The organism is Ruegeria sp. CDSB013, assembly GCF_059611165.1.
Map to the genome: position 1 here is coordinate 180,755 of NZ_JBXWPA010000004.1, position 16,203 is coordinate 196,957.

General features: G+C 57.0%; 15 protein-coding genes. 10 read left to right on the forward strand and 5 right to left on the reverse strand.

The features are described from left to right. Nucleotides 1-50: 50 nt before the first annotated feature. The 4 genes from AC2FJF_RS09155 to AC2FJF_RS09170 all read left to right on the forward strand — a co-directional run bounded on the left by AC2FJF_RS09155 (nucleotide 51) and on the right by AC2FJF_RS09170 (nucleotide 3,857). The gene (locus AC2FJF_RS09155; protein ID WP_496724848.1) at nucleotides 51-1,895 is read left to right on the forward strand and encodes an ABC transporter permease; all 1,845 of its coding nucleotides are present in this window, start codon (nucleotides 51-53) and stop codon (nucleotides 1,893-1,895) included. After that, the gene (locus tag AC2FJF_RS09160) at nucleotides 1,892-2,665 is read left to right on the forward strand and encodes an ABC transporter ATP-binding protein (protein WP_496724850.1); all 774 of its coding nucleotides are present in this window, start codon (nucleotides 1,892-1,894) and stop codon (nucleotides 2,663-2,665) included. The genes AC2FJF_RS09155 and AC2FJF_RS09160 overlap by 4 nt, the downstream gene beginning before the upstream one ends. After that, on the forward strand, nucleotides 2,658-3,359 hold the full coding sequence (locus tag AC2FJF_RS09165; RefSeq protein WP_496724852.1) for an ABC transporter ATP-binding protein: 702 nt from the start codon (nucleotides 2,658-2,660) through the stop codon (nucleotides 3,357-3,359). Before AC2FJF_RS09160 ends, AC2FJF_RS09165 begins: the two co-directional genes overlap by 8 nt. Nucleotides 3,360-3,431: 72 nt before the next feature. After that, the gene (locus AC2FJF_RS09170) at nucleotides 3,432-3,857 is read left to right on the forward strand and encodes a MarR family winged helix-turn-helix transcriptional regulator (RefSeq protein ID WP_108859585.1); all 426 of its coding nucleotides are present in this window, start codon (nucleotides 3,432-3,434) and stop codon (nucleotides 3,855-3,857) included. Here the strand turns inward: AC2FJF_RS09170 and AC2FJF_RS09175 are convergent. Continuing rightward, nucleotides 3,852-4,964 carry a CaiB/BaiF CoA transferase family protein gene (locus AC2FJF_RS09175; RefSeq protein WP_496698049.1) on the reverse strand — a complete coding sequence of 371 codons (1,113 nt, stop codon included), beginning with the start codon at nucleotides 4,962-4,964 and terminating at the stop codon, nucleotides 3,852-3,854. The two genes, AC2FJF_RS09170 and AC2FJF_RS09175, sit on opposite strands and share 6 nt — an antisense overlap. 268 nt (nucleotides 4,965-5,232) lie before the next feature. Here AC2FJF_RS09175 and fdxA point away from each other — a divergent pair, with 268 nt between their 5' ends. Then, complete coding sequence (gene fdxA, locus AC2FJF_RS09180; RefSeq protein ID WP_282119302.1) at nucleotides 5,233-5,562, forward strand: ferredoxin FdxA; 330 nt, start codon at nucleotides 5,233-5,235, stop codon at nucleotides 5,560-5,562. A gap of 9 nt (nucleotides 5,563-5,571) precedes the next feature. Next, the gene (locus AC2FJF_RS09185) at nucleotides 5,572-6,378 is read left to right on the forward strand and encodes a ferredoxin--NADP reductase (protein ID WP_496724854.1); all 807 of its coding nucleotides are present in this window, start codon (nucleotides 5,572-5,574) and stop codon (nucleotides 6,376-6,378) included. Nucleotides 6,379-6,454: 76 nt separating this feature from the next. On the opposite strand, the gene AC2FJF_RS09190 is transcribed toward AC2FJF_RS09185, so the two are convergent. Continuing rightward, a complete protein-coding gene (locus AC2FJF_RS09190; protein ID WP_496724856.1) occupies nucleotides 6,455-7,225 on the reverse strand; it encodes a crotonase/enoyl-CoA hydratase family protein in 771 nt (256 codons plus the stop codon). A gap of 9 nt (nucleotides 7,226-7,234) precedes the next feature. After that, nucleotides 7,235-7,996 (reverse strand): SDR family NAD(P)-dependent oxidoreductase, encoded by a 762-nt coding sequence (locus tag AC2FJF_RS09195; RefSeq protein WP_496724858.1) that lies wholly within the window; start codon nucleotides 7,994-7,996, stop codon nucleotides 7,235-7,237. 208 nt (nucleotides 7,997-8,204) lie between these two features. Here AC2FJF_RS09195 and AC2FJF_RS09200 point away from each other — a divergent pair, with 208 nt between their 5' ends. Genes AC2FJF_RS09200 through AC2FJF_RS09215 form a run of 4 tightly spaced genes read left to right on the forward strand, consistent with a single transcriptional unit; the run spans nucleotide 8,205 to nucleotide 13,264 of the window. Beyond that, entirely contained in the window at nucleotides 8,205-10,049 is a 1,845-nt protein-coding gene (locus tag AC2FJF_RS09200; RefSeq protein WP_496724860.1) for a feruloyl-CoA synthase, read from the forward strand. Next, nucleotides 10,046-11,674: an acyl-CoA dehydrogenase family protein gene (locus tag AC2FJF_RS09205; RefSeq protein ID WP_496724862.1), complete on the forward strand. Its 1,629-nt coding sequence runs from the start codon at nucleotides 10,046-10,048 to the stop codon at nucleotides 11,672-11,674. Before AC2FJF_RS09200 ends, AC2FJF_RS09205 begins: the two co-directional genes overlap by 4 nt. A 16-nt stretch (nucleotides 11,675-11,690) precedes the next feature. Then, on the forward strand, nucleotides 11,691-12,104 hold the full coding sequence (locus AC2FJF_RS09210; RefSeq protein WP_496724864.1) for a Zn-ribbon domain-containing OB-fold protein: 414 nt from the start codon (nucleotides 11,691-11,693) through the stop codon (nucleotides 12,102-12,104). A gap of 11 nt (nucleotides 12,105-12,115) precedes the next feature. Next, nucleotides 12,116-13,264, forward strand: a complete 1,149-nt coding sequence (locus tag AC2FJF_RS09215; protein WP_496724866.1) for an acetyl-CoA acetyltransferase — start codon at nucleotides 12,116-12,118, stop codon at nucleotides 13,262-13,264. A gap of 205 nt (nucleotides 13,265-13,469) precedes the next feature. Here the strand turns inward: AC2FJF_RS09215 and AC2FJF_RS09220 are convergent, their stop codons facing one another. Together AC2FJF_RS09220 and AC2FJF_RS09225 are read right to left on the reverse strand one after the other, a co-directional pair. Further along, on the reverse strand, nucleotides 13,470-14,639 hold the full coding sequence (locus tag AC2FJF_RS09220; protein ID WP_496724868.1) for an amidohydrolase family protein: 1,170 nt from the start codon (nucleotides 14,637-14,639) through the stop codon (nucleotides 13,470-13,472). 287 nt (nucleotides 14,640-14,926) lie between these two features. Next, nucleotides 14,927-16,063 carry an LLM class flavin-dependent oxidoreductase gene (locus AC2FJF_RS09225; RefSeq protein WP_496724870.1) on the reverse strand — a complete coding sequence of 379 codons (1,137 nt, stop codon included), beginning with the start codon at nucleotides 16,061-16,063 and terminating at the stop codon, nucleotides 14,927-14,929. Between the last annotated feature and the right edge of the window lie 140 nt (nucleotides 16,064-16,203).

Consider the following 16,203-nt stretch of genomic DNA (forward strand, 5'->3'; position numbering starts at 1 on the left):
AATATCTGCCCCGCCCTACAAAAAGAACACGAACAAGGGACGGTGGCCCGATGGGGTTCTATTTTGCACAGCTACTGACTGGATTGGCGAACGCTTCTTCGCTTTTCCTGATCGCATCCGGGCTTTCGATCATCTTCGGCGTCACGCGGATCGTGAATTTTGCGCATGGCTCGTTCTATATGGTCGGCGCTTATCTCGCTTACACACTGGTCACTCTCTGGAGCGGCAGCATTCTTGGATTTTGGGTCGGCGTAATTTTGGCGGCAATAATCGTCGGGGTGATCGGCCTGATCATCGAACTCACTATCCTGCGCCGCATTTACCACGCGCCCGAGTTGTTCCAACTGGTCGCAACGTTTGGCGTCGTTTTGATCTTTCAGGATGGCACGCTGGCGATCTGGGGCGCAGAGGACCTGCTGGGTCCGCGCGCGCCGGGGTTGGATAGTGCCGTTCGCATTATGGGAGAACCAATTCCCGAATATGACCTCGCCTTGATCGCTATCGGGCCGGTCGTATTGCTGGCCATCTGGCTGCTGTTCCACAAAACCCGCTGGGGTGTTCTGGTGCGTGCCGCGACCCAAGACCGCGAGATGGTCGGGGCGCTAGGCGTCAACCAAGCCTGGTTGTTTTCGGCAGCATTCGTATTGGGGTCATTCCTGGCTGGATTGGGCGGCGCGCTGCAAATCCCGCGCGAGGCGGTATCGCTGCAGATGGATCTGTCGATCATTGGTGAGGCCTTCGTTGTGGTTGTCATCGGTGGTATGGGCAGCGTGTCCGGCGCGTTTGTGGCGGCGGTTCTGATCTCGGTCCTGAACGCATTTGCCATCCTGATCTTCCCGCAGATCTCAATCGTTTTACCCTTCATTATCATGGCGATTGTCCTGATCTTCCGCCCGCATGGTCTGTTTGGCAAACCGGGCAGCGAAAAAGGAGCACCCGAGGAGCCGGACCAACCACTTGCGCTGATGGATCAGAAATCAGCAATGGTGCTGATGGCTGCGCTGTTGGTTTTGGCCCTTAGTCCCTTGTTCACTGCAGATTTCACCTCGGTCCTGATGGTCGATGTGATGGTCGCGACGCTATTTGCCGTATCGCTTCATTTCATGATGGGCGTCGGCGGCATGGTCAGTTTCGGACATGCCGCCTATTTCGGCGTTGGTGCCTATGGTGCCGCGATGGTGGTCAAATTCCTTGGGTTCGGCATGATCTCGGCTATGTTTTTCGGCCCGGTTTGCGCGGCCATAGCAGCGCTGTTCTTCGGCTGGTTCTGTGTTCGGCTGTCGGGCGTTTACCTTGCCATGTTGACCCTGGCCGCAGCCCAGATCCTATGGGGTGTCACGTTCCAATGGCAGGAATTCACGGGCGGGGATGATGGCATCCTTGGTGTATGGCCTGCGAAATGGGCCAGCTCTGACAAGGTTTATTTTTACATCGCCTTCGTCCTTTGTATTGGCGGAATATGGGCGCTGCGTCGTGTGGCCTTCTCTCCGTTCGGCTATATCCTGCGCGGCATACGCGACAGCCAAACCCGGGCTGAATCGATCGGCATCGATACCCGGTTTCATCAATGGATGGGCTTTGTGCTGGCGGGTGGCTTTGCCGGTTTGGCCGGGGTCGTCTTTGCATTTTCAAAGGGCAGCGTCTTTCCTGACAGCCTCGGCATCGCGCTGAGCATCGACGGTCTGATCATGGTTCTTCTGGGTGGCATTCACGCGCTGGCGGGTCCGATCCTTGGGGCCGGTGCCTTTGTCCTGATCGAAGATTGGGTCACGCGGTTAGACTATTGGCGTTTCATCTTCGGGGCCATCATTCTAATCGTTGTCCTAGTGGCACCTGACGGAATTGCGGGCGGTGTCCAGCGCCTGCTGCGCGGCCTGAAAGGAGGCCGCGCATGACCAACGTTCTCGAAGTCCGCAACCTGTCTAAATCCTTTGGCGGCGTGCAGGCCGTGAAGGGTGTGAATTTCGATCTGAAGGAAGGGGAATTCCTTGCCCTGATCGGTCCCAACGGCGCGGGCAAAACCACATGTTTCAACATGCTGAATGGCTACCTGAAACCGGATGCAGGCTCGGTATCCTTGCGCGGTCAGGCCCTGATCGGCCATCCGCCGCGCAAGATTTGGCGTATGGGCGTTGGTCGAACGTTCCAGATTACGGCGACCTTCCTGTCGATGACCGTTGTGGAAAACGTCCAGATGGCGCTGATCTCGCATCACCGCCGGGTGTTCGACCTGTTTTCCCGGGCGACGCGGATGTATGTGGATGAGGCAATGGCGTTGCTGGAACTTGTTTCGATGCAGGATCAAGCCGGGCGGGCATGTTCGGAACTGGCGTATGGCGATCTGAAAAGGCTGGAACTGGCGATTGCCTTGGCGCATGAACCCGCCCTACTGCTGATGGACGAACCGACGGCGGGCATGGCACCGTCCGAACGGCTAGCCCTGATGGCGTTGACCGCGGAAATCGTGGCTAAAGGCGGCGTGAGTGTCGTGTTCACCGAACATGACATGGACGTCGTTTTTGCCCATGCCCATCGTATTCTGGTGCTGAACCGGGGTGAGTTGATCGCCGAAGGCACAGGGTCTGAAATCCGCACCAACCCATTGGTCCAAGAGGTATATCTGGGCGGTGGCTCAGTCTTTGAAGCGGAGAGCGCCCATGCTTGATGTCAAAAACCTTGGGGCCTGGTACGGCCGTGCGCAAATCCTCAACGGTGTTTCGCTGAGCGTCGGCGAAAACGAGGTGGTTGCGCTGATGGGCCGGAACGGCGCGGGCAAATCGACCACCATGAAGTCCATCATGGGATTGGTGCGTCACATCAATGGCACCATCCGCTATGCCGAACGCGAGGTTCAGGGGAATACCCCTCATGCGATCTGTCGCCTTGGCATGGGTTATGTCCCCGAAGACCGTCGGATTTTCGGGGATCTGACCATTGAAGAAAACCTCGAAGTCGGACGCCGCGAACCACGTCCAGATGCACCCGAATGGACACAGGAACACTTATTCGATCTGTTCCCAAATCTGGCTGAGCGTCGCAAGAACCTGGGCAAGCAACTTTCGGGTGGAGAACAACAGATGCTGACCATCGCCCGTACATTGATGGGCAATCCCAAGCTGGTCTTGTTGGATGAGCCATCAGAAGGGATTGCGCCGGTCATTGTTGAACAGATGGCCCGCGTGATTGCGGAACTGAAACGAGAGGGGCTGTCGGTGCTGATCAGCGAACAGAACCTACACTTTGCGCGGATCGTGTCGGACAGGGCTTATATCATCGAAAAAGGCGAAATGCGGTTTGAAGGCAGCTTTGCTGACCTCGACGAAAACCCAGAAATTTCAAACACCTATCTTGCCGTCTAATACCTTAGTCTTGTGGGAAGGACTAGGCTTTGTTTATTATAGTACAAACAATTGAATCAGGCAGGAGCCGTCATGACGGAATCCATTGAAAGCTATGCGCTTGACGAGCAGGTCGGCTACCTTTTGAGGCTGGCCAATCAGCGCCACGCGTCGATTTTCCAGTCACACACATTGGACGGCCTGACGCCCACGCAGTTTGCTGCGCTGATCCGTATTGCCGATTTGGGCAAGTGCTCTCAAAACCGGTTGGGGCGGCTGGCGGCAATGGATGTTGCGACGATCAAAGGGGTCGTTGATCGCTTGCGTCAAAAGGGATTTGCGGTTGTCGAGCCCGATCCGGACGACAAGCGACGCACACTGATTTCGCTATCCCCCGAAGGCGAGGCCATGGTCGCGCGCATGAAGGATGTTGGTCAGCAGATCACCAACGAAACGCTCAAGCCGCTGACGGCCGCCGAACAGCGCAACCTGATTCGGATTTTGCGCAAAATCTCATGATTTGAAGGGCCGTTTGGCAGACGCCTTATCCAACTGCAATTCAGACCGGGAAAACCGGATCGGAGTGCGCAGACCGGGCACGCCCTCCGGGTTAATCTGCATCTCGCGATGCTGAATCTGCGGGTCGCTTAGTGCCTCGTGCACTGAATTGATCGGGCCACCGGGCACGCCATGTTGTTCAAGGGCCGCCAACAGATCGACCTTGGTCCATTTCAGACAGGAACTCGTCAGCAATTCAGTCAACGCAGCGCGATTTTCCACACGGTCCGCATTGGACATGAATCGGGTATCGTCGATCAACCCCGACAGGCCCAGTATTTCGCACAGGCTTGCATATTGCCGGTCGTTTCCACAGGCGATGATGATGTGCCCATCCGCCACCGGAAACACTTGATAAGGCACGATATTGGGATGGGCGTTACCCAGTCGCGTTGGGCACACACCCGAGGCCAGATAATTCATCGCCTGATTGGCCAGAACGCCCGTCATGCAATCCAGCAGGCTCAGATCCACGTGTTGTCCCTGCCCCGAACGCTCTCGTTCAGCAAGTGCAGCCTGAATGCCGATTACCCCGTAGAGGCCCGTGAAGATATCTGCAAAGGCGACGCCGATCTTTTGCGGCTCTCCCTCGGGGTCGCCTGTCAGGTCCATGATCCCGCTCATACCCTGGATAAGAAAATCGTACCCCGCCCGATGGGCATAGGGCCCATCCTGACCGAACCCAGTGACGGATGCGTAAACAAGTCCGGGGTTGATCTGTTTGACGCTATCATAATCCAGGCCGAATTTCTTCAACCCGCCGACCTTGAAGTTTTCGATCAGCACATCCGCATCGCGGATCAGATCCAGCAACTTGGCCCGATCACCCGCATCCCGGAAATCCAATGCGATACTGTCCTTGCCCCGATTGGCCGCGTGGAAATAAGCGGCTGTCTTATCGCCATCGCGTTCGATAAACGGAGGGCCCCATTTTCGGGTATCATCCCCCTCGGGGCTTTCGACCTTGAGCACATCCGCCCCCAGATCGGCCAATGTCTGCCCGATCCAGGGCCCGGCCAGAATGCGGGCAAGTTCGATCACTTTCAGTCCGTGCAAGGGGGTGCTCATGGGTTGAACCTTTCAAAACTCTGCTGCGATCGGCCAACTTGTGTCCGGGATCGAATCCTGCATCTCCCCAACAGCATAAGTCCGATGTTTCGACAACCCGCTTGTCAGTCATGCCACCCTGCCGAAGCGCAGCATTTTCGTTAGCACACTAACTTTTTTCACATTTGGGTCAAGAGTCCGACTCAGGAAAATTTCATTCGTACAGAAACGTATTGACAGGCACGCACTTCTCACAATACTCATTCGTACACTAACGAATAGGCATTCCATGACTTACGTCGTCACCGAAAACTGCATCAACTGCAAATTCACCGATTGCGTGGAGGTTTGCCCAGTAGATTGTTTCTACGAAGGGGAAAATACACTGGTCATCCATCCCGACGAATGTATCGACTGCGGTGTGTGTGAACCGGAATGCCCCGCCGACGCAATCCGCCCGGACACTGAGGACGGGATGGAGACGTGGGTCGAACTAAACGGGAAATACGCAGAGGCGTGGCCCGTCATCACCGAAAAGAAAAACCCGATGCCTGACGCAGACGATTGGAACGGCAAGGACGGCAAACTGGAGCTTCTGTCCGAAGCCCCGGCAGAATAGGAGATCAAGATGTCGCTGGATTCTACGACCAAAACTGGCTTCCCCATTCCGGCGGGCGTGTTCGCCCAAACCGTGACCGAGGTGAAGCACTACACCGACCGGTTGTTCAAATTCCGCATCACCCGTCCAGCGTCCTTCCGGTTTCGGTCGGGTGAGTTTGTGATGATCGGTCTGCCGAATGCGGAAAAACCCGTGTTCCGCGCCTATTCCATTGCCTCGCCCAGTTGGGACGAAGAGATCGAGTTCTATTCGATCAAGGTTCCCGGCGGCCCACTTACCGAACACCTGCAGAAAATCCGCGAAGGCGACACGGTTTTGATGCGCAAAAAGCCCACCGGCACATTGGTCAATGACGCGCTATTGCCGGGCAAACGGCTTTGGATGTTCTCGACCGGCACCGGCATTGCGCCTTTTGCCTCGCTGATCCGCGACCCCGAAACCTATGAGAAGTTCGGCGAAGTGATCCTGACCCATACCTGCCGGGAACAGGGCGAACTGGACTATGGAAAAGAACTTGTCGCGGCGCTCAAATCCGATCCGTTGGTAGGCGAGATGGCACAGAATTTGCGGCACTATTGCACCCTCACGCGTGAGGACTATCCGTTCAAAGGTCGGATCACCGATCTTATGGCATCGGGCAAAGTGTTCGATGATTTGGACCTGCCGCCAATCTCACCTGAAACCGATCGCGGAATGATCTGCGGCTCGATGGCGATGCTGCAGGATACCAAGGCCGCGCTGGAAGGGTTCGGTCTGGAAGAGGGCGCGAACAACAAACCTGCAACTTTTGTGGTCGAACGCGCCTTTGTCGATTAACCAACCGGGGCTCTGCCCCGCCCTACACCGGGATCTGGTGAAACGCTCTCACACCAGATCCCGCGTGTCTCGGGGCTTACTGATTGTCCCGCTTTCCTGTCTTGTTCAGAAACGCCTCCATCCCGGCCCGCGCTTCGGGTGAGGATTGGGCAATCGCCGCAGCCAGGCTTTCGGTAAAGAAGCCATCACTGGCCGACATGTCATTGATGCGCGTGATCGCCTGCATCATCATGTAGTTTGACAGCGGTGCGTTCTCGGTCACGCGCCGGGCCAGCTCCATCGCTTTGTCGAACACGGTTCCGTCCGGCTCAACATAATGTGCCAGCCCCAGTTGCAACCCTTCGTCCGAGCCATAGCGGCGGCCGGTCAGCATCATCTCCATCATCCGGCTGGCCCCGATGATCCGGCCAACACGTACCGTTGCGCCGCCACCTACAAAGATCGCGCGGCGTCCTTCGGGCAGCTCATAGAATGTGTCCTGCTGCGAGACGCGGATATGTGCGGTCATGGCCAGTTCCATCCCGCCGCCCAGCACACCGCCGTTCATTGCGGCCACAACCGGAACCCGGCCGTATTCGATCTTGTCAAAAATCCGGTGCCATAGGCGACATTCATGCATCGCCCCTGCGGCGTCGCGCATCGAATGTTCCAACAGGTCTAGCCCGGCACAGAAATGCTGACCGGAACTGCGGATCACAACTGCGCCGATCTCATCGGGAAGGGTGTCAAAATAATGCTCGATCTCTAACAGCAGCCCGTGATTGATCGCATTGAACTTGGCAGGTCGGTCCAGCGTCAGGATACCAACCGGGCCGTCTGTCTCTGGGGTGATATGTGTATATTCCATTGCAAAGCCTTACTTGGGTTCCAGACGGATCGCGCCGTCCAGACGCACGCATTCACCGTTCAGCATGGTGTTTTCGATCATGTGCCCTGCCAAGCGCGCAAATTCAGCCGGCTGCCCAAGGCGCGACGGAAAGGGAACCTTGGCACCCAGACTGTCCTGAATCTCTTGCGGCAGCAAATCCATCATCGGGGTCGAGAAGATACCCGGTGCAATCGCCATGACCCGAACGCCCGAGCGCGCAAACTCCCGCGCCGCAGGCAAGGTCAGACTGGCCACCCCACCTTTCGAGGCAGAATAAGCCGCCTGCCCGATCTGCCCCTCAAAGGCCGCCGCCGACGCGGTGTTGATGATAATCCCCCGCTCGTTATCCTCAAGCGGTTCATTTTGCATGATCCGCTCAGCCGCCAGGCGCATGACATTAAAGGTGCCGATCAGGTTGATCTGAACCGTTCTGGCGAACCCGTCCAGCGCCGCCGGGCCGTTGCGCCCTACGATCCGCTCGCCATGCGTTACGCCGGCGCAATTGACGACAACACGGGGCAAACCATTGGCGGCAGTTGCCGTGTCCAGCGCCGCAGCAACCTGGGCCTCTTTGGTGACGTCGCAAGGCGCGGCAATTGCCCCCATCTGCTTTGCGGCCTCTTCCAGCTTGTCGCCGGGCAAGTCGAACAGGGCCACTTTCGCCCCGCATGATGCAAGATATTCGGCCGTCGCGAACCCCAACCCCGAAGCACCGCCAGTCACGATTGCGGATGCGTTTTCGATTCTCATTCCATGTCTCCCTGTGTGCCCCGTACGCCATGACGCAACGAAATCAGGCTTCGGTCTTGCGCGATTTCCTGATGCATCATACCCGTTAAGTCAGAACTTAGTGAACGATCAATAATACATTTGCATACTAACAAATTTTTGGATAGCCTGATTTTCAAAATATGCATCATGTCGTGTCCATGGCGACCAGATGACAGGGAGAGGAAAGATGAGCATTTCAGCCCGGCAAAGTGAAGACGGTGTTGTGCCTATCCAAAAATTCGCGCCTTCAAAGGTGTTGCGAGAAGACCTAAGCGATGGCGCCTTTGTTTTGCGCAGCCCATACCCGCTGAATGTGGATGTACAGTGCGTTTCTGAATATCTGGAACGCTGGGCGGAAGAAGCACCCGATCGCCTGTTTCTGGCCGAACGTGGGCCAGACGGTGAATGGATCAGCGTCACCTATTCCGAAGCTTTGACGCAAACCCGCTCACTGGCTGCGTTTCTTCTGAACAAGGGACTGGGTAGAGATCGCCCGCTATTGATTCTGTCAGGCAACTCGGTCCGGCACGGTCTGCTGATGCTGGCTGCTATGCATGTGGGCATTCCTGTGGTGCCGGTTTCTGTCCCTTACTCTCTGTTCGACGAGTCGCTGGCCAAGCTGCGCCATATCGTCCGGACCACAAATCCCGGCATGGCCTACGCCGATGATGCCAAGGGCTTTGCCCATGCTTTTGAGTTTCTCGCCTCGGAAGGCATCGAACAGCTGTCGGACAATGGCGCACTGACCTTTGAACACGCCCTGGAAGCCACAGCTGACGTACCGGTTGCCCAAGCGCGGGCCACGATTGACCATGACACGCTGGCCAAGATTCTGTTCACTTCCGGCTCGACCGGGTTGCCCAAGGGCGTGATCGTAACGCAGCGCATGATGTTGGCCAATCAAGAAGCCGTGGTGCGGATTTGGCCGTTTCTGGAAAGCGCCCCACCTGTCGTGGTTGATTGGCTTCCCTGGAACCATACGTTCGGCGGCAATTTCAACTTCAACATGATGCTGCGCAACGGCGGCAGCTTCTATGTCGATGATGGCAAACCCGTGCCGGGTGAAATCGAAAAGACAATTCGCAACGTGCGCGACGTATCGCCCACTCTGTTCTTCAACGTCCCGCGCGGTTTTGACATGCTTTTGCCGGTCCTGCGCGAGGACGCAGCCTTTCGCAACGCTTTTTTCAAGCGGCTTGATCTGATCTTTTTCTCTGGTGCGGGGCTACCCGACCATCTTTGGGAAGGTCTGGAACAATTGGGCGTGCAGGAACGGGGCGAGAAAATCCCGTTTGTAAGCGCCTGGGGCCTGACCGAGGCGATGATGGCCACATGTGTGCACTTCCCTATCGAAAAGGCAGGAGTCATCGGGGTGCCGGGTCCGGGATCCGAGCTGAAGTTTCTGCCCAATGGTGGCAAGTTGGAAATGCGGGTCCGCGGACCGCATGTGACAACAGGTTATCTGAACAACGCCGAAAAAACCGCCGAGGCATTTGACGAGGAAGGGTACTTCCTGACTGGCGACGCGGGCCGCCTGCAAGATCCAGATGACCCATCAAAGGGCATCGTATTCGATGGCCGCATCTCTGAGAATTTCAAACTGATGACCGGCACTTGGGTCGCCGTCGGCAACTTACGCGTTGCATTGCTGCAGGCCCTCAGCCCGATTGCCTCGGATGCCGTCATTACCGGTCATGACCGGACCGAAATTGGTGCGCTGCTGTTCCTGAACGTAGATGAATGCAAAGTCCTGACCGGACGGGGCGACACTTTGGCTGGCTATGCCGACGATCCGGCAATACGCGCCTTTCTCACTGAAAAGCTGGCTGCATACAATGCCGGGCAAACCGGCAGCGCCACACGCGTGAAGCGCGTTCGCATCGAACACGACGCCCCGTCAGTTGAAAAGAACGAGATCACCGACAAAGGCTATATCAATCAACGCCTTGCGCTAGAGCTTCGGGCTGGCGCGGTCACTGGCTTGTATGATGGAGCCGCGGATGTGATCGTATCAGGAAAGGCCGCCACATGATCGACTACACCGCCTCTGAAGCCGAGATTGCATTCGTCCTCAAGCATATCGGTCGGCCCGAGCGGCTGCCAGATTGGAGCGACGATCTGGCCGAGGCCGTAATCCCAGCCTTGGGCCGCTTCATCAACACCGAAATTGCCCCTTTGGACATGATCGGCGAGGAACACGGCGCGCGTCTGGAAAATGGCCGTGTACGGATGCCACCGGGCATGGTTGCCGCCTATAAACGCTATGCCGATGCCGGTTGGCCGGGCCTTTGTGCGCCTGAAGAATATGGCGGGCAAGAACTGCCACACATTCTGGGTGCGGTTCTGGCGGACATGCTGGCTGGCGCGTGTATTTCCTATGAGATGGTGCTGAGCCTGGCGCAGGGCTGCATTCGAACTCTGAATGCCTCGGGCAATGACGATCAAAAGGCGCGGCTGTTGCCGCCGCTGGTGTCCGGTGAATGGATGGCATCGATGTGCCTGACCGAACCGGATGCGGGGTCAGATCTGGGTCGGATCAAAACAACCGCTACGCCCGATGGTGATGACTACGTGCTCAGCGGCACCAAAATCTTCATTTCGGGCGGTGACCACGACTATACCGACAACGTCTTGCATCTGGTGCTCGCGCGCACCCCGGATGCGGCACCGGGGGTCAGGGGCCTCAGCCTGTTCGCCTGCCCTGCCGTGTTACCCGATGGGACACGTAACCGGGTTCAGACCGTGCGGATCGAAGAAAAGATGGGGATGCATGCATCACCCACCTGTCAGATGGCGTTCGACGGCGCAAAGGCCGAATTGTTGGGCCATGAAGGCCAAGGTCTGGCCGCCATGTTCACCATGATGAATGCCGAGCGCCTGGATGTGGCCCTGCAGGCCGTGGGCCAGATGGACGTGGCCTTTCAGCGTTCGCGTTTGCATGCCGCAGGTCGGCGCCAGGGAACGACATCAGAAGGCACGGCGCTGATCACCGAACACGGTGACGTTCAGCGGATGTTGCTGGATATCTACGCCTATACGCTGGGATGCCGGGCGATGGTCTATCGCACTTTTGTGGATATGGATTTGGGCGGCGATCAGGGGTTGCTGGATATCCTTACTCCGACCTGCAAGGCCTTTGCGACCGACGCAGTCAACGCGGCCTCAAGCCAAGCGGTACAAATCCACGGCGGCTATGGATTCTGCAAGGAATACCGCGTTGAACAGATCATGCGCGACAGCCGCATCATGGCGATTTACGAAGGCACCAACGGCGTTCTGGCGACCGGAGTTGCCCGCCGCGCGATCCGCGCAAATGGCGGCGCGGCGGCGCAAGCTTTTGCCGATTTGGCCTCAACGGGCCCCAGCTCGGTCGAGCTGGCCGATGCGATCGACGCCTGGAAATCCGCAACCCAAGTCATGCAAAGCTATACGGATATCGGACCGTCGGTCTCGGACTATATGCGGCTGACCGGGCTGGTATATTTTGGTCGCGCCTGGGCGGATCTCGAGGCCGCCGCGGACAATGCCCCGGAGCCCGAATTGTTGCGCGCCACTGCGGCCCATGTCCGGGCGCGCATCCTGCCGGAAGCCGGTTTGTTGCGGCACCGCATCCTTAATCCAGAACCCACGCATTCTGCGGCGATCTTTGCCGCGTGAACATCAAGGACGACACATGACTGACTTTACTCTTCCCGAAGCCAGCCCACAGGCCGACGCGGCATTCCGTGCCGGTCTGGCCGCTGGAAAATTTCTGATCCAACGCTCAAAAACCACCGGTGAATACAACTTCTACCCACGCGCCCTGTCCCCCATCACCGGAGCAGACGATCTGGAATGGGTCGAAGCCTCGGGCCGCGGCACTGTCTTTGCCTCTACCATCATCCGGCGTCCGGCAAAATACGGTGGTGACATCAACAACGTGCTGATTGATCTGGACGAAGGCCCGCGCATGTTCAGCCGCATTGTGGACGTGGACAACGAAGCGATCACCATCGGTATGAAAGTACAGGCCGTTGTCATGACCCCCGACTTCGGACCCAACGCAAAATCCGGCGAAGCCGCCGTGTTCTTCAAGCCCGCGGAATAAGGAATTCAATCATGGCACATGCACTTCGCGGCAAATCCGCAATCGTTGGCAAAGGCTATTGGGGCCTGGGCAAAACGCCCAACACCTCACCAATGGAACTGATCGCCAAAGCCACGCAAAACGCGCTGACCGATGCAGGTATGGACCTGTCCGAGATCGACGGCGTCTGTGGCGGAACATTCTACCACTTCTTCCCCACCCTCTCGATCGCCGAGTATCTGGGCGTCAAACCAGCCTGGGCGAACTCGGACATGGTGGGCGGATCGTCCTTCATGTCCTATCTGGTCGAAGCCACCATGGCGATTCAGGCGGGCTTGTGTAAGAACGTTCTGATCTGCTACGGCTCGAACGCGAAATCCGCGCGCGATCTCAACGGGTTGATCGAAACCCCGCAATGGGAACGCGCCTATGAACCAATGGTGCCGGTGCCGGGGTATGCCTTCACCGCACAACGCTATATGCACGAGTTCAACGTACCCAAAGAGCATTTCGGCCATGTCGCCATCTCGGCCCGGAAATGGGCTCAGCTGAACCCCGATGCGACAATGCAGGATGACCTGACGATGGAGGAGTATCTGAACTCGCCCATGGTTGCTGATCCACTGGCGGTTCTGGATTGCTGCCTGATGTCGGATGGCGGTGCGGCGATCATCGTGACCTCAGCCGACCGCGCAAAGGATTATCAGGAAAAACCTGCCTATTTCCTGGGTGGCGGCAATGCCATTTCCCACCGCGAGATCAGTCAGGCCGCCACGCTGACCACTACCTGTGCCACCGAAAGCTCGAAACGCGCGTTCGAGATGGCCGGCGTCACCACCAAAGACGTGGATGTGGTCGAACTTTATGACGCCTTCACCATCAATACGCTGCTGTTCCTCGAGGACATGGGCTTTGTGAAGAAAGGTGAGGCCGGGGCCTTTGTCGCCGATGGCAACATCGGACCGGGTGGCTCGCTGCCGGTAAACACCAATGGCGGCGGGTTAAGTTGCGTACACCCCGGCATGTACGGCCTGTTCTGTCTGATCGAGGCTGCGACCCAAATCCGGGGCGACGGCGGCGATCGTCAGATCGACGATGTAAATATCGCGATTGCCCACGGCAACGGCGGCACGTTCTCGAACGAATTTACGACCGTTCTGGGCAGCGAAGCTGCGCTTTAAGCGATCAAAATGGGGCGCAAATGCGCCCCCCAAAGCTTGAAATTTTGCTAATACGATAAAACGGAACCTGCCGAAGACGTACCCTCGTCAAGGGTCATCTAGCGATTGAAGCAGACAATCCAAGTTCGTTTTGTTGGTAAAGCCCTAAGCCCGACCGCCAATCTGGCGGCCGGGCTTAGGCTTCAAACCTACGTTTCCCGTGTCTTTAAAGTACAGGTACGCGCGCTGCAGGAGGGGTCGAGCGCGACCGTCCGGTACGCATCTTACCATCGATCATAACAGCCCCAACTCCGGGGATGTTACCGACGGCCATGCCTTCCAAAACGTTCTTACCGTCCGATCCTTCAGGGCGGTCCATGAACACCAAATCGGCTGGGCGGCCAGGTGCCACGATCCCTTGTGCAAGATCCCGTCTCTTCGCCACGTTTCCGGTGCCACAGCACCACGCCTGTTCGGCAGGCAATCCGCCAATACTGGCCAGCAGAGTTGCCATTCGCAGCATTCCGTTCGGCTGTACGCCGGACCCCGCTGGGGCATCTGTTCCAATCAGAAAATCGGCAAGGCGACCTTCGGCCACAGCGCCTTTCAGTGTCACAAGTACCGATTTCTCGTTACCATTGTGTACCGCTTCAAGCGCTCCTTTCGCGTGACGGCAAAGCTCTCGGATTTCATCCTGCGAAATTGAGGTTGGTCCGCCATTGATATGACTGACTACGTCCGGTTGCGCCTCTAGCACATCTGCAGCTCGAACATCGTGAGAGCCCGCAATCGAAGGGCCGCCAGTATGCATAATAGTTTCAATTCCCAATTCCCGACACCAGCCAGTGACGCGTGCCGCGTCCGGGCCTTTGGCTACTGTCCCAAGGCCGATCTCACCAATATGCCGGATACCGGCCGCCTTTATTGCCGCATAGAAATCGCGATCAAAATCAAGTTCAGGCACTGGCGCTCCCGCCAAAACCTTGGCACCGGACGGGCGGAAATTTGAATAGCAACGTTGTGCCACCATCGCCAATGCCTTAACGCCTTCGGCATCCTTGGGGCGACCGGGCAGATGGACTTCGCCCGCGGAAATAAAGCTTGTGACGCCGCCGTTAACATTCATTTCGATCCAGCCGATCTGGCTTTGGCGTGGGGTCCAATCGCCGAAAACCGGGTGGCAATGGCCATCAATCAGGCCCGGTGCGACCGCACAACCAGAGGCATCGATGATGCGATCCGCATCGCCGGCCTCGAGGCCCACAATCACTCCGTCTTCGATGAGAAGGCAATCGCTGTCCGCAATAGGCGAGTCCAGATCACCGGTCAGAAGCAAACCGATGTTGCGGATTAGTGTGCGACCCTGTTCCGGCGTGTCTTTTGGTGCGTCAGCCATCTGATCCCCCATTTGGCGTGTGATTTCTGGTTCATATTTGGATCAAAAAAAGCACGCCAAGTAACCGTTCGGCCGTCGTGCTTCCTTCAGACATTTTCATTAGTATACAAGCGATATTTAAAGGCCTGTGTCAAGGCCTTCTAGTTGGCGCTACGCCGGGAATGGCTACCCTTGAGCGGTTGATTGACCAGAGCCAACCAATCCTCGCCTGTCAGATAGAAACCTGCATTCCCCAAGCCGCAGTTTAGTACCGCGGCTTGGGGGTTGTTGGCCCCTTTTGCCCCGGTTCAGGAAAACGCTTTGATGACTTTGGCGTAGTTGTCCAGCATCTCAAGCTCTTCATCCTGCGTGAAGTATCCGACGTGATGCCAGACGACGAATTCTTCGGTCCCGTATTTCTCTTTCAATGCACCAACCTGATCAATCACCTGGTCTACGGTGCCTTTCCAGACCCGCCCCATCGGCACATGATATGGCGGGGCGTTATAGGCGAAATTGAACAGTTCCTCGAAATCGCGATAGTGCCGTTCGGCCTGCGCGTCGGTCGATCCGATTGTCAAATGCCCGCCCAAAACCAGAGTGTTTCCAACCGTCAGATCGGTATGGCCATGGTGGTGCGCTTCTTCCAGATAGATCGGCATCGTCATATCCATGAACTCATCCTTGGACACAAAAGACACCAGCTTGGCGCCTTCCTTGGCCCAGAACTTCGCTGTCTCCATCGACCACGAAAACGGCACGTAAAGCGGTGGAAAATCCCGCCCGTCGGTCCGCTTACGCGGGCGCGGAACAATACCCATTTTGCGCAACGTGCCATTATCGTCCACCGCACCTTCGCCGCCATACTTTGCGGTCGGGGGGAAGGGCCATGTGATGTTGTCGGCAGGGATGTTCCAAAACTCGCCATGATGACTGAAGGTTTCGTTGGTCCAGGCCTTTTTGACCACGGCCCAACTTTCCTCCATCAATCGACGGTTCCGGGCATCTTCCTTGGATCGGTCAGATTGAGTTGTTGTGATATCAAGATGCTGCGCCAATGTATTCAGCCAGCGCGGCGTGTTGCCCCGAACAAACCCACAGAACAATCGGCCACCGGACATGTGATCGATCATTGCCAGATCCTCGGCCAGACGCATCGGGTGATGCGCCGTCAGCGCCATACCCACCTGCCCCACCATCAGATTCTTGGTGTTTGCAGCGATGTGCATGTTCCACAAAAGCGGATTGGTCGTGGTTTCGATTCCTTCCACCTGAAAGTGATGCTCGGTCATGCAAAACCCGGCATACCCATTTTCGTCGGCAAACTTCATCTGCTCGGTTGTCCGCTCCAACAGCGTTTCATACCGATCCGGGTCCGAGCCCGGCAAAACGACATCTTCGCCCTTTGAACGCATGTAGGGTTGCACAAGGATATGGGATTTCATGGTATTACCTAAAATTAGTGACCGTTAACTAAATACTATTCTATGACCTCTCAGCGGAACTTGATTTGGGTCAAGAAACGCAAAAAGGGCGCCCTGTTTCCAGAACGCCCTTTAGAACCGCTGTCTGTGAAGAAGGAGGA